The following is a 20,606-nucleotide window of genomic DNA, read 5'->3' on the forward strand; positions in this document are numbered from 1 at the left end:
GGAGCATTCCGCGTCCCGGCGTATTACAGCACGCCGATTTCGCACCCCAGCGCAGGCGGGAACGACAGCTTAGGTACGGACCGGAGTGGACGCGAATTCGCCGACCACCGTGTTCCACTGCCGGACGCGGTAGCCAGTGACCAGTCCGTGAATCACATACGGGTCGGCCTTGGCGAAACGCTCGACGACATCCGGCGACTCGGCCTGGAACATCAGCACGGCCATGTCGGCCGGGTCGGCCAGCGCGCCGGCGACGACAATTTCGCCGCGCTCCTGCGCTTCCCATGCCAGTTTCAAGTGCTCGTCGCGGAATTCGCCGCGGCGTTCGAGATAGTCAGGTGCGAGGTCGTAACACAACAGGTAGTGCATGCGTTGCCCTTTACAAGAAGCGGTCGAGGATTTTGCGGCTGTGCTTATCGATCGTGAACATGTCACGGATCAGGAAGTGGATGCCGTGGTTGTCCGCCACCAGCAGCGACGTGGCGCCGATGCGGCGGATGTCTTCTTCGCCCTTGAGCAGGAACTCGGTGTGTCCGCGGTCGGTCGCAACCGTCCACGTGCAAGGCGTCGCGAAACTGGTGACGCCGACGATACGCAAAATCTCGGGCATGAACTCGCGCCCTTCCAGCTCGTCATGCACCAGCTGGCGGATTTCGTCGGGCAGGTCGGCCAGCGCGTCGATCCACGCGACCTCCTTGCCGTCCGGGAGAACCATCGAAATGCCTTCACTAGGGGCCTGGATCGGGAACGCGCGCACCGGCAGCACGGCCTCGTGCACCTGGCCGTCTGCGCCGGTCAGCAGCAGTTTGCCGAAGCTGTTGCGGGTCAGTTGAAACGCCATCTTATTCCCCGTCCTTGTCGTCCATGTCCGTGTCCACGTTGCGCGCCTGCGCTTCGTAGAGGCGGAAGTAAGCGCCTTCGCGCGCCATCAGTTCGTCGTGGCTGCCCTGCTCCACCACCACGCCACGGTCCATGACCACCAGGCGGTCGGCACGGTGCAGCGTCGACAGGCGGTGCGCGATGGCGATCGTGGTACGGCCTTGCACCAGGTTGTCGAGCGCCTTCTGGATTTCCTTTTCGGTTTCCGAGTCGACCGACGATGTGGCTTCGTCCATGATCAGGATGGCCGGGTCGATCAGCAGCGCGCGCGCAATCGAGATGCGCTGGCGTTCGCCGCCGGACAGTCCCTGTCCGCGTTCGCCCACCATCGAATCGTAGCCCTGCGGCAGGCGCAGGATGAATTCGTGCGCGTGCGCGGCGCGTGCTGCGGCGATAATCTGCTGGCGCGTGGCGTTCGGCTTGCCATAGGCGATGTTCTCGGCGATGGTGCCGAAGAACAGGAAAGGCTCCTGCAAAACGAGGCCGATATTGCTGCGGTATTCGGCGACCGGGAACGAGCGGATGTCGACGCCATCGAGCAGGATCGCGCCTTCGGATACATCGTAGAAGCGGCAGATCAGGTTGACCAGGGTGCTCTTGCCCGAGCCGCTGTGGCCGACCAGGCCGACGAATTCGCCCGCCTTGATGTTGAGCGTGACGCCGCGGTTGACCGCGCGGTTACCGTAGCGGAAGCCGACTTCGCGCAGGTCGATGCGGCCTTCCACCTTGTCCAGCTTGACCGGGCTGGCCGGTTCGGCCACGCTCGATACGTGATCGAGAATGTCGAAGATGCGCTTGGCGGCCGATGCCGACTTCTGCGTCACCGAGACGATGCGGCTCATCGAATCGAGCCTGCTGTAGAAGCGCGTGCTGTAGGCGATGAAGGCGGACAGCACGCCGACGGTGATCTCGCCTTTCGAGACCTGCCAGATGCCGAACACCCAGATCACCAGCAGGCCAAGCTCGGTCAGGAACGACACAGTCGGCGAGAACAGCGACCAGACCCGATTGAGCTTGTCGTTGACCACGAGGTTATGCTTGTTCGCTTCACGGAAGCGCACCGCTTCGCGCTTTTCCTGCGCAAAGGCCTTGACCACGCGGATGCCGGGGATCGTATCGGCCAGCACGTTGGTGACTTCGCCCCACACACGGTCGATCTTTTCGAAGCCGGTGCGCAGGCGGTCGCGCACCACGTGGATCATCCACGCGATGAACGGCAGCGGCACCAGCGTGATCGCCGCCAGCCATGGGTTAATCGAGAACAGGATCACGCCGGTCATCGTGATCATCAACACGTCGGACACGAAGTCGAGCAGGTGCAGCGAGAGGAACACGCTGATCCTGTCGCTGCCGCTGCCGATGCGCGACATCAGGTCGCCGGTGCGTTTGCCGCCGAAGAATTCAAGCGACAGCTTGAGCAGGTGTTCGTAGGTAGTCGAGCGCAGGTCGGCGGCGACCCGTTCGGACACCAGCGCCAGCACGTAGGTCTTGCCCCAGCCAAGCGCCCACGCCAGCACGGCCGACGCCAACAGGCCGCCCATGTACAGGATCACCAGGTCGTTGTCGATCTTCTGGCCGTTCTGGTACGGGATCAGCACGTTGTCCATCAGCGGCATGGTCAGGTACGGCGGGATCATGTGCGCCGCGGTACTGGCCACCATCAGGAAGAAGCCAAGCGCCAGCTGCCACTGGTAAGGCCGGGCGAAACGCCACAGCCGGAACAGGGTCCAGGTCGACGGCGGCGTGTGCAGCACCTTGGTGCAGATCGGGCATTCCTCTTCGTCCGGCGCGAGCGGCGCCTTGCAGCTTGGGCAGACATTCTGCTCGGCGACCTTCACCGGCATGCCGCTCAGGTGGCTGTCGAGATGTTCACGGAACTGGTCGACGACACGGATCGCCTGCAGGTTTTTACCCAGCGTGAAGCGCCAGGCGGCCAGCCGGCCTTGTTTGTCCACTAACTCGAGATGCCCGACACCGGCGTGATCGTGGTGCAGTAGCGACAGTCCGTCGCGGAAATGCCACTCATGCCAGGTTTTTTCTCCGGCCGCGCGCGCCATCAGGCGGCGGTTCGTGACCACCACCAGGCCCTCGCCGAAACGCAATCGCGTATCGAGGTCAACCTCCAGGGCACTTAAAACGTTTTCCCCAGATGAAAGTTTTTTCTCGACCTCCGTTTGCCACTGTTCCGGGATAGAAACCGAAGCTGGCGCGAGAAGATCGGGAGAAATAAGTTGTTCAGATGTCATCGTATTGCATATTCCGGCACAAGGCCACGCCTGACAAGCAGGTTTTTTGGAAATCGGGGAAGGCGGCAGCAGCTGTTAGCTCGGAAAACCAGACTGGCAGAAATCGGTTCAGCGCGGTAAGCTTCGTCTTTGGCAAGTATACAACATGATGCGGATCAAGAAGCTTCACTACAGGCCTGTTAGACGACGAGAACAACAGCCTGTTATTAAGAAACAAATTACATGACTAAGAAGAAAGCAATCGAATTTCTCCGTGTGACGCATCTGCGCGGCCCGAACATCTGGACTTACCGCCCGGTGATCGAAACCTGGCTCGATATCGGCGCGCTTGAGGACTTCCCATCGAACCTGCTGCCCGGCCTGTACGAACGCCTGGTGGCCCTGCTCCCCGGCCTGGTCGAGCACCGCTGCGGCATTGGCGAACGCGGCGGCTTCCTGGAACGCCTGCGCGACGGCACCTGGTCCGGCCACATCCTCGAACACGTCGTGCTTGAACTGCAAAACCTGGCCGGCATGCGCACCGGGTTCGGCAAGACGCGCTCGACCAGCAAGATCGGCATCTACAAGATGGCGTTCCGCACCCGCCAGGAAAAGGTCGGCCGCGCCGCCTTGCTGGCTGGCCGCGACCTGTTGATGGCCGCGATCGAAGACAAGCCGTTCGACCTCGACACCATCGTGCGCGGCCTGCAGGAGATGGTCGACGACTACTGCCTGGGCCCGAGCACCGGCCACATCGTCGAAGCGGCCACCGACCGCCGCATTCCATCGATCCGCCTCACCGACGGCAACCTGGTCCAGCTTGGCCATGGCGCCGCGCAGCGCCGCATCTGGACCGCCGAAACCGACCGCACCAGCGCCATCGCCGAAGGCATCGCGAGCGACAAGGACCTGACCAAATCGCTGCTTAAATCATGCGGCCTGCCGGTACCGGAGGGCAGCCTTGTTCGCAGCGCGGACGAAGCATGGGAAGAAGCGCAGGACATCGGCGTGCCGGTGGTGATCAAGCCGTATGACGGCAACCACGGACGCGGCGTATCGCTGAACCTGATGACGCAGGCCGCCGTTGAAACGGCCTACCACCTCGCGGCCCGCAAGGGCGGCAGCAAGAGCGTCATCGTCGAACGCTTCGTCACCGGCGACGAACACCGCCTGCTGGTAGTCGGCAGGCAACTGGTCGCCGCAGCCAAGGGCGAGTCGCTATGGGTAACCGGCGATGGCGTACTGAATATTATTGAGCTGTGCAACCGCGACATCAACATCGACCCGCGCCGCGGCGAGACCGAGGACCATCCGCTCGGCCTGATCAAGCCCGATGTCAGCGCCGAAATCATCCTGGAACTCGAACGCCAGGCGATGACCGCGCATTCGGTGCCGCTGGCCGGCCAGAAGGTGCTGATCCAGCCGAACGGCAACGTCGCCATCGACGTCACCGACGACGTGCATCCGTCGGTGGCTGCCGCCGCGACCTTGGCTGCACGCGTGGTCGGCCTCGACATCGCCGGCATCGACCTGGTCATGGAAGACATTTCGCGCCCGCTGGAAGAACAAGGCGGCGCGATCATCGAAGTCAACGCAAGCCCTGGCCTGCTGGCGCACCTGAAGCCAGCGGTCGGCAAGCCGCGCGAAATCGGTTCGGCCATCGTCGGCAACCTGTTCGGGCCTGACGAAAGCGGACGCATTCCGATCATCGGCGTGACCGGCAAGCGCGACACCAGCCTGATCGCGCGCATGGTCGGCTGCATGCTGCGACTGACCGGCATGCACACCGGCGTGGTCAACGCCAACGGCCTGTACCTCGACGAGCGCAAGGTCAGCAGCGCCAACAGCATGACCTTCGATGCCGGCGAACGCCTGCTGATCAACCGCACCGTGCAGGCCGCGGTATTCGAAAGCGACGCGCGCATGATCCTGGCCGAAGGCCTTGCCTACGACCGCTGCGCGGTCGGCATCGTCACCGACATGGACGGCGTCGAAGCGCTGGGCGAGTTCTATATCGAAGACATGGACGCGATGGCGAACGTCGTCCGCGCGCAGGTCGACGTCATCATGTCGAACGGCGCGGCGGTGCTGAACGCGGCAGTGATCGAAGTCGCCGAACTGGCGACCCTGTGCGACGGCGAAGTGATCTTCTATGCCGAAGACCACGCGCTGCCGGCGATCGCCGAGCATCGCGCCGGCGGCCACCGTGCGGTATTCCCGCGCGACGGCGCCATCGTGCTGGCCGAAGGGGCCGACGAGACAGTGCTGCTGGCCCTGTCCGCGCTGAAGCCGGCGACGGCGGCGGTGCCTGGCGCGGTGCTGGCGGCAGCTGCCGCCACCTGGGCGCTGGGCATGGAGCCAGGACTGATCGCCGCAGGACTTCGCAACTTCGACGCCAGCCCGGCAGGCCATTAAACAACAGCGGGCCTGGCGGCTTGCCGCCGGCCCTGCGCCCGCCCGCGCCACGGCGCGCGCGGGCAAATCGACCACTTTAGGATGACGGTTTATGGAAGTATCTCGCGTACGGGCCCTGCGTGGCCCTAACCTCTGGAGCCACCACACATCGGTGGAAGCGATCGTCGCATGCGACAGCAACGAACAGTCGCTGGGCAACCTGCCGGGTTTCGAAGCACGCCTGCGCGAACGCTTCCCCTCCATCACGCCGCTGCAGCCGAGCGGCCATGAAGACGTTATCCCGATGGCGCACGTGCTTGAAGTAGCCGCGCTCGACCTGCAGGCGCAGGCCGGCTGCCCCGTTACCTTCAGCCGCACCACGGCCACGCTGGAGCCGGGCATCTACCAGGTGGTCGTCGAGTATTCCGAAGAGGCCGTCGGCCGCCGCGCGCTGGAACTGGCGCAGCAGCTCTGCACCGCCGCGCAGGATGACACCCCGTTCGACCTTGAAGCCGCGCTGGCCGAACTGCGCGACCTCGACGAAGACGTGCGCCTCGGCCCTTCGACCGGCTCCATCGTCGATGCCGCGGTCGCCCGCAATATCCCGTTCCGCCGCCTGACCGAAGGCAGCCTGGTGATGTTCGGCTGGGGCAGCCGCCAGCGCCGCATCCAGGCCGCCGAAATCGACACCACCGGGGCGATCGCCGAGACCATCGCGCAGGACAAGGAACTGACCAAGAAGCTGCTGCACGCCGCTGGCGTGCCGGTGCCGATGGGCCGCGTCGTCAGCGATCCGGAAGACGCATGGACCGCCGCGCAGGAAATCGGCCTGCCGGTCGTGATCAAGCCGAAGGACGGCAACCAGGGCAAGGGCGTCACCGTCAATGTCACGACGCGCGAACAGCTGGCTGCGGGCTTTACCGCCGCCGCCGAATTCCGCGACGACGTGATGGTCGAACGCTACCTGCCGGGTAACGACTTCCGCCTGCTGGTCATCGGCAACAAGCTGGTTGCAGCCGCGCGCCGCGACCCGCCGCAAGTGGTCGGCGATGGCGTGCACACCGTGCGCGAACTGGTCGACCAGGTCAATCTCGACCCGCGCCGCGGCAATGGCCATTCGACCTCGCTGACCAAGATCCGTTTCGACGACATCGCCCTGGCGAGCCTTGCCAAACAAGGCCTGCAGGCCGATTCGGTTGCGGTCAAGGGCCAGCGCGTCATCTTGCGCAACAACGCCAACCTGTCGACCGGCGGCGCCGCTACCGACGTTACCGACGACGTGCATCCGGAAGTCGCGGAGCGCGCGATTGCGGCCGCCCACATGGTCGGCCTCGACATCTGCGGCGTCGACCTCGTGTGCGACAGCGTGCTCAAGCCGATCGAAGAACAGAACGGCGGCATCGTCGAAGTCAACGCGGCCCCCGGCCTGCGCATGCACCTGTCGCCATCGTTCGGCAAAGGCCGCGCGGTGGGCGAAGCGATTGTGTCGACCATGTTCGCCTCCGGCGACGACGGCCGCATTCCCGTGGTCGCCGTCACCGGCACCAACGGCAAGACCACCACGGTGCGCCTGATCGCCCACCTGCTGACTGCCGGCGGCTTGCGTACCGGCATGACCAATACCGACGGCGTCTACATCGAAGGCCGCCGCATCGACAGCGGCGACTGCAGCGGCCCGCGCAGCGCGCGTAACGTGCTGATGCACCCCGACGTCGACGCAGCCGTATTCGAAACCGCGCGCGGCGGCCTGCTGCGCGAAGGCCTGGCCTTCGACCGCTGCAAGGTCGCGGTGGTGACCAACATCGGTTCGGGCGACCACCTTGGCCTGAACTACATCACCACGCTCGAAGACCTGGCGGTACTCAAGCGCGTCATCGTGCAAAATGTGGCCGACGACGGCGTCGCCGTGCTCAACGCGGCCGATCCGATCGTCGCCGCGATGGCGCACAACTGCCGCGGCAGCGTGACCTTCTTCGCGGCCGACGTGAACCATCCGGTCATGTCCACCCACCGCGCACAGGGCAACCGCGTCGTCTACGTCGACGGCGGCATGCTGGTCGCGGCGCAGGGCAAGGCGGTGCACCGCGTGGCGCTATCGGAAGTGCCGATCACGCGCAACGGCACCGTCGGTTTCCAGGTCGAGAACGTCATGGCGTCGGTAGCGGCGGCATGGGCGACCGGCGTCGAGTGGGACCGCATCTGCGCGGGCCTGAAGTCGTTCGCCAACGAGAGCGACAACGCGCCTGGCCGCTTCAACGTCTTCAACTACCGCGGCGCCACCGTCATCGCCGACTACGGCCACAACCCCGACGCGATCCTCGCGCTGGTGCGCGCGGTCGACAGCATGCCGGCCAAGCGCCGTTCGGTTGTCATCAGCGGGGCGGGCGACCGGCGCGATGAGGACATCCGCCAGCAGACCGAGATCCTCGGCAGCGCGTTCGACGATGTGCTGCTGTACCAGGACCAGTGCCAGCGCGGGCGCGAAGACGGCGAAGTCGTGGGGCTGCTGCGCCAGGGCCTGGTGGGCGCGAGCCGCACCACCCATGTCGATGAAATCACCGGCGAATTCGTCGCGATCGACAAGGCGCTGGCGCGCCTGTCCGAAGGTGACCTGTGCCTGATCCTGATCGACCAGGTCGACGAGGCGCTGGCGCGCATCGCAGGCCGCGTCGCGGCAGGCTGACCCTCTCCACGCGGCGCGCGCCGCGCCGCGTGCGCCGCTGGACTCTTGCTCCGTTCAATGCTAATTTGCAGGACGGAGGAACGCATGGAAGCTACCCCCGCTGTTGCCGACGGCCCAGACTTCGTCCTCTGGATCGAGGGCCAGTGTGCGCTTCTCCGGAGCAAGCAGTTTGACCAACTGGACCTGGATACGCTGGTCAAGGAGCTGGACACGATGGGTGGCAATGAACGGCGCGAACTGCAATCACGGCTGGAAACGCTGATGATGAACTTGCTCAAATGCCAGTTTCAGCCCGAACCGAAGTCGCGCGCCTGGCTCGGCGCCGTGCGCGAGCAGCGCTCGGAAATCGAACGCATCCTCGCACAGAGTCCTAGCCTGGGCGGTGCCATTGCCGAGTATGCGAACCACGTCTACAAGGCTGCCTATGAGCGCGCGGGCGCCGAAACCGGCATCCCACGTGCTGCATTCCCACAAGCAAACCCGTACAGCAAAGAGCAACTGCTCGATCCGGATTTCGTGCCGACCTGATCAGCCCTGCGGGCTGTGCGTCATCTGCGGGCAGTACTTGTTCAGCTTGTCGGGCAAGTGGTCGGGACACACGCCGCACTGCTTGTTGCCGGGAACCGCGTAGTCGATGAAATTCGGATACGGCAGGTGAAGGCCGGCCATGATCGTGCGGAATTCCTCCAGCGACTTATCCTGCCCCAGCCGCGGATTGCGGGCTTTTTCCTGGGCGATCGACGACACATGGCGCTGCTGGTAGTCGTGTGCCGGGTACACCAGGGATCGTCGGGGAGCGCGAACAATTTCCGGTGCACGCTGTCATACAAAGTATCGGAGCTGCCATCCTGGAAATCGGTGCGGCCGCAGCCGTCGATCAACAGGGCGTCGCCGGTGAATACGCGGCCACCGACCACGTAGGCGAAATGGCCGCTGGTGTGGCCGGGCGTGTGCAGCGGATTAAGCGTAATCGCGCCCACCTGGAGCGGTGCGCCCTCCTCCAGCGACAGGTCGGCGCAGGCCACGTCCTCCGGGGCGGGGGCGGCTATCTTGCAGCCAGTGCGCTTGCGCAGCTCCATCGCACCGGTGATGTGGTCGGCATGCACGTGGGTGTCGACGGTCCAGGCAAGCCTCAAGCCGAGCCGCGCCAGCTCGGCGAGGTCGCGATCCTGGGTAACGATCACGGGATCGATCAAGATCGCCTCGCCCGTTTCCTCGCTGCCGAGCAGGTAGGTGTAGGTGCTCGATACTGGTTCGAATAATTGGCGGAAGATCATGCTTGCCTCTCCTCTTGTGCGCGTGCCCGTACGCAGCACGTGTGATTTACTCAGTATCAGACATCTTCCGACGGAACTCAACCTCAGCCCAACGGGTCAAACTAGTGAATGGCGCGCGCATGAGCCGAATAATTAGCCGCCAGCAGCAAGCGGTGCCTGATCGCCCCCCGGACGATAGCGACTATGAGGCCGACTTCGTCGCCTGGGTTGAACGACAGGCTGCTTTGCTGCGCGCAGGGCAATTTAGCGAACTTGACTGCGAAAACCTGCTTGAGGAGCTGGAATCGATGGGTTCGAATGAACACCATGAACTGCGCAGTCGCATGATCGTCCTACTCGCCCATCTACTCAAGTGCAAGCACCAGCCACAGCGAAAATGCAAGAGCTGGTTTTCGACCCTTGGTGAGCAGCGCGACCAGATTGCGATCCGACTTCAACGCAGCCCTAGCCTTCGACGGTATGTCGATCGCTACATCAACGCTGCATATCGTTCGGCAGTTTATCCTGCCTCAGTGGAAACAGGACTGCCGGAATCGGCATTTCCAGCCACCCCGCCTTTTTCCGAGGAAGAAGTGCTAGGTCTTCGCTTCATTCCCTGACCTGTCGCCAAAACTTCTTCGTCGCCGGCCGTTTTCGTCGATTCGGAAGCGGTGAAAGCGGTAAAATGGCGGTCCTGACATTGCGCCGCGCCTTGTCCGCCTCACAACGAAGACGAAATGACGACTGTCCCCTCCGAAATCAACGCTGCCGCAGCCAAGAACGGCCCAACTGAAAAACATACCCCCATGATGCAGCAGTACCTGCGCATCAAGGGCGACTACCCGACCATGCTGGTCTTCTACCGCATGGGGGACTTCTACGAACTGTTCCACGAGGACGCCGAAAAAGCTGCGCGCGTCCTCGGCATCACGCTGACCGCGCGCGGCGCGTCGAACGGTAACCCGATCAAGATGTGCGGCGTGCCTTTCCACTCGCTGGACGGCTACCTGGCCAAACTGGTCAAGCTGGGCGAATCGTGCGCGATCTGCGAACAGATCGGCGATCCTGCCACCAGCAAAGGCCCGGTCGAGCGAAAAGTCCTGCGCGTCGTCACGCCAGGCACGCTGACCGACTCCGACCTGCTGCCTGAAAAATCGGAGCGCCCGCTGCTCGCCGTGTGCATGATCAGCCAGCGCAAGGTCGTCACCACCGGCCTCGCATGGATGTCGCTCGCCAGCGGCGCGGTGAAGTTGATGGAGTTTTCCGGCGACGCACGCACCGTTGGCGCGCGCCTTCAGCAGGAACTTGAACGCATCGTGCCGGCTGAAATCCTGTGCGGCGACGGTGCCGAACTGTCACCCGAACACGCGATCGCGCACACCCAGCGCGTGCCGGACTGGCACTTCGACGTTGTTGGAGGCCACAAGGCGCTGCTCGACCAGCTGGCCGTCGCCACGTTGACCGGCTTCGGCGCGGATGGCCTTGGCGCCGCATTCGGCGCGGCCGGCGCGCTGCTGCGCTATGCGCAATCGACGCAGGGACGCGGCCTGCAGCACGTGCGCAGCCTGTCGACCGAAACCGAAACCGAATTCATCGGACTCGACGCCGCCACGCGCCGCAACCTGGAACTGACCGAAACGATCCGCGGCCAGGAATCGCCGACGCTGTTCTCGCTGCTGGACCACTGCCGCACGGCGATGGGTTCGCGCATGCTGCGCCACTGGCTGCACCACGCGCGGCGCGACCAGAACGTGGCGCGCGCCCGCCACGCCGCCATCGGTGCGCTGGCCGAAACAGACGCCAGTGGCACGCTGTCGCAGACCCTGGCGCAAGTGCCGGACATCGAACGCATTACGACCCGAATCGCGCTGCTGACCGCGCGCCCGCGCGACCTCGCCAGCCTGCGCGACGGCCTGAAACAGCTGCCGGCGCTGCGCCACGCGATGCAGCGCAGCTTCGCGCCGGGCGAGCAAAGCCTGCTGGCTGCGATCCACAACGCCATCGCAACGCCCGAGGCGTGCCTGGACCTGCTCCAGCGCGCGATGGCAGAAGAACCGGCGGCGATGGTGCGCGACGGCGGCGTGTTCGCACGCGGCTTCGATGCAGAGCTCGACGAACTGCGCGGCCTGTCCGAGAACGCCGGCCAGTTCCTGGTCGACCTTGAAACACGCGAGCGCGCACGCACCGGCATCGCCAACCTGCGGGTCGAGTACAACAAGGTGCACGGCTTCTACATCGAGGTCACCCACGGCCAGACCGACAAGGTGCCGGAAGATTATCGCCGCCGCCAGACGCTGAAGAACGCCGAGCGCTACATCACGCCGGAACTGAAGGTATTCGAAGACAAGGCGCTGTCGGCGCAGGACAAGGCGCTGGTACGCGAGAAGCTGCTGTACGACCAGCTGCTGGCCGACCTGGCGCCGCACATCGGCGTGCTGCAGACGATCGCCCAAGGACTGGCGCAGCTCGACACCCTGACCGCGCTGGCGGTGCACGCGCTCCAGCACAACTGGGTGGCGCCGATGCTGGTGTCCGAGCCTTGCCTGGATATCTGCGAAGGCCGCCATCCGGTGGTCGAAAACCAGATCGAACGCTTCATCGCCAACGACTGCCAGTTGAATGACGAGCGCAGGCTGCTGCTGATCACCGGCCCGAACATGGGTGGTAAATCGACCTTCATGCGCCAGGTGGCCTTGATAACGCTGCTGGCGTATATCGGCAGCTACGTGCCTGCGGCCAGCGCAACCATTGGTCCGATCGACCGCATCTTCACCCGCATCGGCGCGACCGACGACCTGGCCGGCGGACGCTCGACCTTCATGGTGGAGATGACCGAATCGGCCGCGATCCTGAACGGCGCTACCGAGCATTCGCTGGTGCTGATGGATGAAGTAGGCCGCGGCACCTCGACCTTCGACGGCCTTGCGCTGGCGTGGGCGATAGCGCGCCACCTGATCGACAGCAGCCGCAGTTTCACGCTGTTCGCCACCCACTATTTTGAACTCACCCAGCTGCCCGACACACATCCGACCGCTGCGAACGTTCACCTGTCGGCCGTCGAACACAAGGACAGCATCGTGTTCCTGCACGCGGTGCAGGCGGGACCTGCCTCGCAGAGCTACGGCCTGCAGGTGGCGCAGCTGGCTGGCGTGCCGCAGCCTGTCATCAAGGCCGCGCGCAAGCACCTGGCGCGCCTTGAATCGCAGGCGCTCGACCGCACTACCCAGCTCGACCTGTTCGCCCTGCCCTGCGTGGAACCGGAGGATGCGCCGGAACAACCGGCGCCTGCATCCAGCGAGCTGCTCGCGGCGCTTGGCGGCATCGACCCGGACGCGCTGACGCCGCGCGAAGCGCTCGAACAGCTGTACCTGCTCAAGCGGTTGTCCACGCAATGATGCGGCGCGCGTCCTTGGCGGCGCTGGCTGCAGCCGCCTGGCTGGCGGCCGCGGCCAGCGCGGCAGCCGTGCATGCGCCGAAGGACGAACACCAGTTCGGCGTGATCGGCCACAGCTTCGAAAAAGGTGGTGACGAAGAACGCCTGAAGCAGTCGATCGACGAGTCGAGCGAGTCCGCCCTGGCGTTCGTCGTCCTCACCGGGCTCAAGGCGGCCAGCGAGCCGTGCAGCGACATGCTGTACATGGAGCGGCGCAAGCTGATAGCGAATGCGCGCCGGCCGATGATCGTGATGCCGTCGGCGACCGACTGGAGCGGCTGCAAGAATTCGAACGGGCGGACTGCCGCCATCGAGCGGCTTAACCGCGTGCGCGAGCTGTATTACGCCGAGCCTGAGTCGCTTGGGCGGCGCAAGATCGAGGTGACGCGGCAATCGGCGAATGCGAAGTTCCGCAGCTATGCGGAGAACATGTACTGGGTCGATGGGAATGTACTGTATGCGACCCTGAATGTACCGGCGAATAACAACCACTATCTGCCCGAGGCGGGGCGCAACAGCGAGTTCGAAGACCGGCTGGTGGCCAACCGTTACTGGCTGAACCGCGTGTTCGCGCTGGCGCGGGCCAAGAAGCACGATGCGGTGGTGCTGTTTTCCGAGGGCGAGATCAAGCCGCTGGTTCAGGAGAAGGGATTGCGCGCGCTGCTGGGACGTAACCGGCGGCCGCAGGACGGCTTCGATGCGCCGCGGCGGCAGGTGGCACAGCTGGCGCGCCAGTTCCCGGGCAAGGTGCTGCTGGTCGATACGGCGCCGCCGCCGGGCAGCAAGGCCAGGCCGGTGATTGAGTGGCAGGACAATGTCGGGCATGTCAGCGCGGGATCGCGCGCGCTGGAGGTGCATGTGGCGAAGGACGAGGAAGTGGTGTTCACGCTGAAGAAGGCGGATGCCGAGGATTAAACATCGCGTTCGACGGAATTTGTGGGCGAACAAGCGCGCAGCGCGCATCCGCCCTGCCAAAATGCGGTCTCACGCAAACATCCCGATCAGCGCGCCGCCAATCATCGCAGCCAGTCCAATCGCCACGACTCTGCCGTAGCTCCCGCCGCCGCTGACAAAAGCCAGCACCGCCTTCGCCACCGCGCTCGACGCAAGCACCGCCACCGCGCCCCACCGTGCCAGTTCGGGGTTGAGCCCACCGGCAGCCAGGAGCTGCGCGACGCTCGCTCCCGCCGCCTGCAGTTCGACCAAACCGACCAAGGTCGCGGCAACCAGCACACCGGCATCGCCAGCCACCTCCCCCAGCCACGCCGCCACAACCGATACCGCCGCAATCAGCGCGGCGATCATCAACGCATGACTGAGCCGGAACGAGTGCGCCTCGGGCCGGTCGGGTGCGAGCCGCGCATGCCCGGGCCGCAGGCAGAATACCGACGCCACGGCCAGCGCGCACGCCGCGCCTGTCAGCGGTACCTTCATCGACCGCAGCATAGCCGGCGATACCGCGCCGATGACCGCCGCGAACAGCAGCAGCGAGGCGAGGTTGGCGAGCAAAGCGGCGCCCGCCGCCGGCACCGAGAGCGCCGCATCGTGCTTCGCATGCCGGCCAAAGCTGGCGACGGCCGCCGTCGATGAAGCAAAGCCGGAAAAGAACCCGGCGATCGCGAGCCCCCAGCGCGCCCCGGCCGCGCGCATTGCGATGTGGCCGAGCATCCCGACCGCCATCACCAGCACCACGATGCGCCACACCGTCGTCAGGCGCAGCACGCCCCATGGGTCGACGGGTTCGGCCGGCAGCAGCGGCATCACCACCAGCGCGGCGGCGGCGAGCATCAGCGCGTCCTGCAGTTCCTGCTGGCTGATCAGGTCGCGGCTGACGCGGTGCAGGCGCTGCTTGGCTTCGAGCAGGATCGCGCACAGCACGCCGAGGGCGGCGGCCAGCGGCGCATTGTGCAGCGCCAGCGCGGCGAGCGACAGGTTCACCACCAGTGCGACTTCGCCAGTCAGGCCGGGGTCCTTGCCAGCAGTCTTGAGGTAGCCGGCGGTGGCCAGCGATCCAACGATGAGGAGCGCCGCGATGAACACCGTGGTGCCAAGGCTGGCGGCGACATAGCCCAGCACGCCGACCAGCGCGTGCGTCCGGGTGCCGGCCTTGGCGGTGCCAGGGTCGTGGCGGCGTTCGCGGATGACGCCGATCAGCAGGCCGACGCCGAGCGCCGTGACCAGGCCGGGAAGGAGCTGGTTCCAGTCCACAGCACTCGCTTTCTGCGCAGGGCCGAGAGGGTGCGCGGTTGCAGCACGGGCGCCGCAACCGCGCGGTATTGCATGGCGCGGACGACGTCCGCGCTTGACGATTTAGTGGATCGGGCGGGTACGGAACTCGTCGCCCTCGTCGCCTTCGTCGTCGTCATCGCCGTGATGGTGGCCGTGGGCGCCGTGCACGTGTTCGTGCTGGATTTCTTCTTCGGTCGCGGCGCGAACGTCGGTCACCGACAGTTCGAAGCGCAGCGCCATGCCGGCCAGCGGGTGGTTACCGTCGAGGACAACCTTGTCGTCGGCGATTTCGGTCACGGTGAAGACCATCGGCTCTTCGGCGCTTTCCGGATTGTCCGGCATGCCTTCGAACTGCATGCCGACTTCCAGCGGCTCAGGCAGGCGCTTGCGCTCTTCGATCTTGACCAGTTCAGGATCGTAGTCGCCGAACGCGTCGTCCGGCTCGATCTGGATGGTCGACGCGTAGCCGACTTCCTTGCCGTCGAGTTCTTCTTCGATCTTCGGCAGCGTGTTTTCATAACCGCCGTGCAGGTATACCATCGGCTGGCGGCCGTCTTCGATCAGGTTGTTCTGTGCGTCCGACAGTTTGTAGTTAACTGTCACGACCGTGTTCTTGGCAATCTTCATCGTACTTCCTTTCATTGTAGTCAGGCAGATTATACCTAAGGTGCTGGCTGTACCTGTTTCGATGGTGGTTATAATGGGGCATGAAAAAAATACAGCTCCTCGGCGACATCACGCCCGCCCAGTTTTTGCGCGATTACTGGCATAAAAAACCGCTCCTGATCCGTAACGCGATCCCAGGGTTCAAACCGCTGGTCAAACTCGAGGCGCTGGCCGAGATGGCCAGGCTGAACCACGTCGAATCGCGCCTGATCACCCACTTCGACGGCAGCTGGGACATGCAGCACGGCCCGATCGAGGAACTCCCTCCGCGCACCAGCGGCGAGTGGACCATGCTGGTCCAGGGCGTGAACCTGTATAACGCCGACGCCGATGCGCTGCTGCGCCAGTTCCGCTTCATCCCGGACGCGCGCCTCGACGACCTGATGATCAGCTACGCCACCGACGGCGGCGGGGTCGGCCCGCACTTCGATTCGTACGACGTGTTCCTGCTGCAGGCGCAGGGCAAGCGCCGCTGGCGCATCGGTCCGCAGAAGGACCTGTCGCTGGTCGAGGGGCTGCCGCTCAAGATCCTCAACAACTTCACGCCGCAGGAAGAATTCGTGCTGGAGCCGGGCGACATGCTGTACCTGCCGCCGCACTACGCGCACGACGGCATCGCCGAGGGCGAGTGCATGACCTACTCGATCGGCTTCCGTTCGCCCTCGTACCAGGAACTGGGCGAGGCCTTCCTGCAGTTCATGGCCGATTCGATCGACCTGCCGGGACGTTATGCCGATCCTGACCTCGATGCGGGCAAGCATCCGGCCGAGATCCCGAAGCACATGCTGTCGACCATCGCCGACGAATTGAACAAGGTGCGCTTCACCGAGGACGACGTCACGATCTTCCTCGGCGAACACCTGTCCGAGCCGAAGCACAATGTGTTCTTCAAGGGACCGGCCAAGCCGCTGACCGTCGGACGCTTCGCTGAAGCCGTCGCCAAGCGCGGCGTGGCGCTGTCGCTCAAGACCCAGATGCTGTACCGCGGCAAGAACGTGTTCATCAATGGCGAGTCGTTCTCGGTCAGCAAGGCCGACAAGGCGGTGCTGGATGTGCTGGCCAACGACCGCAGGCTGGACGGCGCCGCGCTGGCGGACGCGTCGGACGACGTGATGGAAGCGCTGTACACCTGGTACCAGGATGGCTGGATCGAACTAGCTTAAGGAGGCGACATGGACGAGGCAGGCGCATATCCGTTTGCGAGCCACCAGGAATTCGGCGTGCACCTGCGCGCGTGCATTGAACGGTCGGTGGCGTCGCTGCACATGTTCGATCCTGACTTTTCCGTGTTTCCCCTGGGAGCCAGCGAGGTCGATGCATTGCTGCGCGCCTTCCTCAAGACTGGCGGCCACCTGCGCATCGCGATGCACCAGACCGCGCACATCGAGCGCAACTGTCCGCGCTTCCTGCGTTTGCTGGAGGACTACAGCCACCGCATCGAATGCCGCGTTACCGGACGCAAGCTGCAGCAGCTGACCGACTCGTTCTGCATCGGCGACGAGGTCAACATCGTCCGGCGCTTCCACAGCGACCACATGCGGGGCGAGGCTGCATTCAAAATGCCACAATCCGCGGAAATAAGTGCGGAAAGGTTCAGGGGAATCTGGGCCGAGTCGCTTCCCGGACTACACGCGACGACCACCGGTTTATAAGCCAGTTTCTGCTTTTCGCCGAATAATATTTGCCACCCATCAAAGAGATTGACAAGTTTGTTGCAATTGTGTCGTTTGCTACAAAATGATGCTTGATTTTTTGCTCAATCTTTCACTGAAGCATGATTGCGCTATTGCGAAGTAGGATATTTAGCTATAATATCGGGTTAGGAAGTTTCCGTTGTCTGTCAGGCACCATCACAGGTAATGAAAGCCTACGAGAATTTTCTAACGAGCGATAATTACCGGTAATTATTCATCGCAATACGAGTAGTTTTAACTTTGAATTAATCTAAGGAAAACCCATGAAAAAATCTTTGCTGATCGTCTCCCTGCTGGCTGTTGCTTTGGCTGCTTGCTCGAAAAAAGAAGAGACCGTAGTTACTCCAGCTGCTGAAGTAACCGCACCAGCTGCTGACGCTACCGCAGCTCCAGCTGACACCACCGTTGTTGCTCCTGCTGCTGACGCACCAGCTGCTGACGCTGCTGCTGCTGCTGCAACCGCCGCTTCGGCTGCTTCGACCGCTGCTGACGCTGCTGCTGCAGCTTCGACCGCAGCTTCGACCGCTGCTGAAGCTGCTGCATCGGCTGCTAAGTAATCAGCATGATTTAGAAGAAACCGGCCTGCGGGCCGGTTTTTTTTCGCCTGGACATTTGTAAGGCGCATTTGAGCCGCGTTATCGCGGCCTTGCAAACCGCCCGATTGATGCGAATTGAATGCCCGAGAGAATGTTCTTACGAAGTGTTACCAATTACCAAAACCGCGCGCGGTGCCCATGTCCCCCGAAACGCTCCAAATTGATGGTGGTCTGACCTCGATTTCGAAACGTCGGGGTCCGTCCCCGGGGTCTGTCCCCAGGGACGGACCCCGATGTTTCGGGCACCGAACCGGAGATTGTTCGGGCACCCGAAAGCCCTCAATCTGCCATGGTTTGTTGCTTATGTCTGGGTCAACTGTCCCCGGGGTCTGTCCCCGGGGACGGACCCCGAAGTTAGGACGGCTGGACCGAATTGTTCAGGCGAAAAAAAACCGGCCGTCAGGCCGGTTTTTGTTTTGGCGCTTGAGGCTTACTTGAGCTCGTCGCTCAGCAGCTTCAGGATCTTGGCGCCGGTCGGCGATGCTTCCGCCTTGCCGTCGTTGCTCTGCACCGTCACCATGCTGGTGCTGGCGCCCTGCTCGCTCTTGACCAGGATCCGGTAGCGCTGCGCTTCCTTGGCCTTGTCGTCGGAGCCGAAGCTCAGCAGTTTGCTCAGGAAACCTTGTTTGACTTCCGCGTCCGGGTCGACGTAGCGCACGAAGTACACGCCTTGCACGCGGTCGCGGTCTTCCACCGTGAAGCCGACGCGGTCAAGCGCCAGGCCGACACGGCGCCAGGCGCGGTCGAAGCCTTCGTCGACTTCGACGGCGTCGCCAACCAGCTTGGCGTGCTGCGGCGCGACCACGGCGTTCTGTACCGCGGTCTCGGCGGTTTTCATGTCATGCGTACCCGACAGCTTGGCCATCAGCTTGCCGAGGAACTGGGCTTCGAGGCCCGGGTCGTTCGGACGGCCGGTCCAGGTGGTGGTCTCCTTCTGCGAACCGACGAACACTTCTTCCATGCCGCGGTGGCTGATGTAGATCTCGGTCGAGCCGTCGGCGGCGCGCTCGAGGCGGGCGCGGAACTTGTCGCGCTCGCCGGTCGAGTACAGGGTCTTGAATACCCTGCCCAGCGTGTCGCGGATGGCTCCTTGCGGCATCTTCGCGTGGTTCTCGACCCAGTCGGTTTCCATCGTGCCGGCCGCGGTCGATTCGCTGACCACGCTAAAGCCGTTGTCGGACCAGAACTGCATGAGCTGCGGCCACAGTTGTTCAGGGGGCTGCTTGACCACCAGCCAGCGCTGGCTGCCGATGCGTTCGACGCGCATGTCGCCGGTGTTGAGCGGTGCCACCTGCTCGCCGCTGGTCGATGCTACGCCGACAGCCGGCGTGCCGCGCTGCTGCTGGAAACCGGAGGCGGTGGCGACGCCGCGGCCGTCAGGCACGGCGTAGCGGTTGTCCTTCTGGAGCTGGGTCAGGTCCGGCGGTACGTCCAGCGGCTGGGCTTTCTTGGCGCCGCGGTAATCGACTTTGTCGGACTCGACCATCGAGTTGATCATGCCGCAGCCGGCCAGGCTGGCCATCAGCGCGGTAAATACCAGGCCGCGGGTCGCGGTCGTCGTCAAGGCGGAGCTAGTTGTCTTGCGAGTAGTCATGTCGTAACTGGTTGAGAAGCTGGTGTCAGGGATGGTTCCGGCCCTTGCGGGTCAGGACTGTGGAAGGACGCCCGCTTCGCGCATGGCAGCGCGGACGGTGTCGTGGTAATTGTCGGCGAGCGGGACCAGCGGCAGGCGGATGCCCGCTGGCATCATGCCCATTTCCGCGAGGGCCCATTTGACGGGGACCGGGTTCGGCTCGACGAAGAGCTTCTGGTGCAGCGGCATTACTTTGTTGTTGATCTCGACGGCGCGCGCGATGTCGCCGGCCATCGCCGCGACGCACAGTTCGTGCATGGCGCGTGGGGCAACGTTGGCCGTCACCGAGATGTTGCCGGCGCCGCCGCACAGCATCAGGGCCATGGCGGTCGGGTCGTCGCCGGAATACACGGCGAACGATTTCGGCACCATGCGCAGCAGTTCGAGGCCGCGCCCGATGTTGCCGGTCGCGTCCTTGACGCCGATGATGTTCGGGATGGACGCCAGCCGCGCGATGGTCTCGTTGGACATGTCGGCGACCGTACGGCCCGGCACGTTGTAGAGGATCACCGGCAGGTCGACCGCTTCGGCGATCGCCTTGAAGTGGCGGTACATGCCTTCCTGGGTCGGACGGTTGTAGTACGGCACCACCTGCAGGGTCGCATCGGCGCCGGCCTGCTTGGCCGCTTCGGTCAGCTTGATGGCTTCGGCGGTCGAATTGCCGCCCGCGCCCGCGATGACAGGGATGCGCCTGGCGGCGTGCTCGACCGCGATGCGGATCAGTTCGCAGTGTTCTTCGACGCTGACGGTGGCGGATTCGCCGGTGGTGCCGACGATGACGATGCTGTCCGTGCCTTCGGCGATATGCCAGTCGATCAGCTTGCGCAGGCCGGGAATATCGAGGCTGCCGTCATCGTGCATCGGGGTGACGATTGCTACTATGCTGCCCTTGATCATATGAATGTGAATATGCTGGTC

The 20,606-nt window shown here is 64.1% G+C and carries 16 protein-coding genes and 1 pseudogene; 9 read left to right on the top strand and 8 right to left on the bottom strand.

Annotated features, from left to right (window positions below; all coding sequences use genetic code 11):
* Positions 1-69 precede the first annotated feature (69 nt).
* Genes HHL21_RS15140 through HHL21_RS15150 form a run of 3 tightly spaced genes read right to left on the bottom strand, consistent with a single transcriptional unit; the run spans position 70 to position 3,125 of the window.
* Positions 70-369, bottom strand: a complete 300-nt coding sequence (locus HHL21_RS15140) for a YciI-like protein (RefSeq protein ID WP_169467321.1) — start codon at positions 367-369, stop codon at positions 70-72.
* 10 nt (positions 370-379) lie between these two features.
* Positions 380-841, bottom strand: a complete 462-nt coding sequence (locus HHL21_RS15145) for a cyanophycin metabolism-associated DUF1854 family protein (protein WP_169467323.1) — start codon at positions 839-841, stop codon at positions 380-382.
* Position 842: 1 nt separating this feature from the next.
* A complete protein-coding gene (locus HHL21_RS15150) occupies positions 843-3,125 on the bottom strand; it encodes a cyanophycin metabolism-associated ABC transporter (protein WP_169467325.1) in 2,283 nt (760 codons plus the stop codon).
* Positions 3,126-3,347: 222 nt separating this feature from the next.
* On the opposite strand from HHL21_RS15150, the gene HHL21_RS15155 reads away from it, so the two are divergent.
* From HHL21_RS15155 to HHL21_RS15165, 3 genes are all read left to right on the top strand, one after another.
* Positions 3,348-5,519, top strand: a complete 2,172-nt coding sequence (locus tag HHL21_RS15155; RefSeq protein ID WP_169467327.1) for a cyanophycin synthetase — start codon at positions 3,348-3,350, stop codon at positions 5,517-5,519.
* A 91-nt stretch (positions 5,520-5,610) separates the two neighbouring features.
* The gene (gene cphA / locus HHL21_RS15160) at positions 5,611-8,181 is read left to right on the top strand and encodes a cyanophycin synthetase (protein ID WP_169467329.1); all 2,571 of its coding nucleotides are present in this window, start codon (positions 5,611-5,613) and stop codon (positions 8,179-8,181) included.
* Positions 8,182-8,265: 84 nt separating this feature from the next.
* Positions 8,266-8,709, top strand: a complete 444-nt coding sequence (locus tag HHL21_RS15165; protein ID WP_169467331.1) for a DUF29 domain-containing protein — start codon at positions 8,266-8,268, stop codon at positions 8,707-8,709.
* Here HHL21_RS15165 and HHL21_RS15170 read toward each other — a convergent pair.
* Positions 8,710-9,458 (bottom strand): annotated as a pseudogene (locus HHL21_RS15170) (MBL fold metallo-hydrolase).
* Positions 9,459-9,577: 119 nt separating this feature from the next.
* On the opposite strand from HHL21_RS15170, the gene HHL21_RS15175 reads away from it, so the two are divergent.
* The 3 genes from HHL21_RS15175 (at position 9,578) to HHL21_RS15185 (ending at position 13,785) form a co-directional block, all read left to right on the top strand.
* Positions 9,578-10,057 (top strand): DUF29 domain-containing protein, encoded by a 480-nt coding sequence (locus HHL21_RS15175; protein WP_169467333.1) that lies wholly within the window; start codon positions 9,578-9,580, stop codon positions 10,055-10,057.
* 117 nt (positions 10,058-10,174) lie between these two features.
* Positions 10,175-12,832: a DNA mismatch repair protein MutS gene (gene mutS / locus HHL21_RS15180; protein WP_169467335.1), complete on the top strand. Its 2,658-nt coding sequence runs from the start codon at positions 10,175-10,177 to the stop codon at positions 12,830-12,832.
* On the top strand, positions 12,829-13,785 hold the full coding sequence (locus tag HHL21_RS15185; RefSeq protein WP_169467337.1) for a hypothetical protein: 957 nt from the start codon (positions 12,829-12,831) through the stop codon (positions 13,783-13,785). Before mutS ends, HHL21_RS15185 begins: the two co-directional genes overlap by 4 nt.
* Positions 13,786-13,854: 69 nt before the next feature.
* On the opposite strand, the gene HHL21_RS15190 is transcribed toward HHL21_RS15185, so the two are convergent.
* Together HHL21_RS15190 and HHL21_RS15195 are read right to left on the bottom strand one after the other, a co-directional pair.
* Positions 13,855-15,078 carry an MgtC/SapB family protein gene (locus HHL21_RS15190; protein ID WP_169467339.1) on the bottom strand — a complete coding sequence of 408 codons (1,224 nt, stop codon included), beginning with the start codon at positions 15,076-15,078 and terminating at the stop codon, positions 13,855-13,857.
* Positions 15,079-15,180: 102 nt separating this feature from the next.
* Positions 15,181-15,726, bottom strand: a complete 546-nt coding sequence (locus HHL21_RS15195; protein WP_169467341.1) for an FKBP-type peptidyl-prolyl cis-trans isomerase — start codon at positions 15,724-15,726, stop codon at positions 15,181-15,183.
* 80 nt (positions 15,727-15,806) lie between these two features.
* Between HHL21_RS15195 and HHL21_RS15200 the strand changes: the two genes are divergently transcribed.
* The 3 genes from HHL21_RS15200 (at position 15,807) to HHL21_RS15210 (ending at position 18,016) form a co-directional block, all read left to right on the top strand.
* Positions 15,807-16,928, top strand: coding sequence for a cupin domain-containing protein (locus HHL21_RS15200; RefSeq protein ID WP_169467343.1), 1,122 nt, complete (start codon positions 15,807-15,809; stop codon positions 16,926-16,928).
* A gap of 9 nt (positions 16,929-16,937) precedes the next feature.
* On the top strand, positions 16,938-17,417 hold the full coding sequence (locus HHL21_RS15205) for a DUF7931 domain-containing protein (RefSeq protein ID WP_169467345.1): 480 nt from the start codon (positions 16,938-16,940) through the stop codon (positions 17,415-17,417).
* A gap of 305 nt (positions 17,418-17,722) precedes the next feature.
* Complete coding sequence (locus tag HHL21_RS15210) at positions 17,723-18,016, top strand: hypothetical protein (RefSeq protein WP_169467347.1); 294 nt, start codon at positions 17,723-17,725, stop codon at positions 18,014-18,016.
* 469 nt (positions 18,017-18,485) lie between these two features.
* Here the strand turns inward: HHL21_RS15210 and bamC are convergent, their stop codons facing one another.
* Positions 18,486-19,649: an NlpB/DapX family lipoprotein gene (gene bamC, locus HHL21_RS15215; protein ID WP_370659735.1), complete on the bottom strand. Its 1,164-nt coding sequence runs from the start codon at positions 19,647-19,649 to the stop codon at positions 18,486-18,488.
* A gap of 51 nt (positions 19,650-19,700) precedes the next feature.
* Positions 19,701-20,585, bottom strand: coding sequence for a 4-hydroxy-tetrahydrodipicolinate synthase (gene dapA, locus HHL21_RS15220; protein WP_169467349.1), 885 nt, complete (start codon positions 20,583-20,585; stop codon positions 19,701-19,703).
* Between the last annotated feature and the right edge of the window lie 21 nt (positions 20,586-20,606).

The organism is Massilia polaris (assembly GCF_012927275.1).
Classification (GTDB): Bacteria; Pseudomonadota; Gammaproteobacteria; order Burkholderiales; family Burkholderiaceae_D; genus Telluria_A; species Telluria_A polaris.

Coding starts and splice junctions, on each gene's coding strand:
- HHL21_RS15140 (WP_169467321.1), bottom strand. CDS start 369: ATGCACTACCTGTTGTGTTACGACCTCGCACCTGACTATCTCGAACGC.
- HHL21_RS15155 (WP_169467327.1), top strand. CDS start 3,348: ATGACTAAGAAGAAAGCAATCGAATTTCTCCGTGTGACGCATCTGCGC.
- HHL21_RS15210 (WP_169467347.1), top strand. CDS start 17,723: ATGAAAAAATCTTTGCTGATCGTCTCCCTGCTGGCTGTTGCTTTGGCT.
- HHL21_RS15200 (WP_169467343.1), top strand. CDS start 15,807: ATGAAAAAAATACAGCTCCTCGGCGACATCACGCCCGCCCAGTTTTTG.
- mutS (WP_169467335.1), top strand. CDS start 10,175: ATGACGACTGTCCCCTCCGAAATCAACGCTGCCGCAGCCAAGAACGGC.
- HHL21_RS15195 (WP_169467341.1), bottom strand. CDS start 15,726: ATGAAGATTGCCAAGAACACGGTCGTGACAGTTAACTACAAACTGTCG.
- HHL21_RS15175 (WP_169467333.1), top strand. CDS start 9,578: ATGAGCCGAATAATTAGCCGCCAGCAGCAAGCGGTGCCTGATCGCCCC.
- bamC (WP_370659735.1), bottom strand. CDS start 19,649: ATGACTACTCGCAAGACAACTAGCTCCGCCTTGACGACGACCGCGACC.
- cphA (WP_169467329.1), top strand. CDS start 5,611: ATGGAAGTATCTCGCGTACGGGCCCTGCGTGGCCCTAACCTCTGGAGC.
- HHL21_RS15185 (WP_169467337.1), top strand. CDS start 12,829: ATGATGCGGCGCGCGTCCTTGGCGGCGCTGGCTGCAGCCGCCTGGCTG.
- HHL21_RS15150 (WP_169467325.1), bottom strand. CDS start 3,125: ATGACATCTGAACAACTTATTTCTCCCGATCTTCTCGCGCCAGCTTCG.
- HHL21_RS15145 (WP_169467323.1), bottom strand. CDS start 841: ATGGCGTTTCAACTGACCCGCAACAGCTTCGGCAAACTGCTGCTGACC.
- HHL21_RS15205 (WP_169467345.1), top strand. CDS start 16,938: ATGGACGAGGCAGGCGCATATCCGTTTGCGAGCCACCAGGAATTCGGC.
- dapA (WP_169467349.1), bottom strand. CDS start 20,585: ATGATCAAGGGCAGCATAGTAGCAATCGTCACCCCGATGCACGATGAC.
- HHL21_RS15165 (WP_169467331.1), top strand. CDS start 8,266: ATGGAAGCTACCCCCGCTGTTGCCGACGGCCCAGACTTCGTCCTCTGG.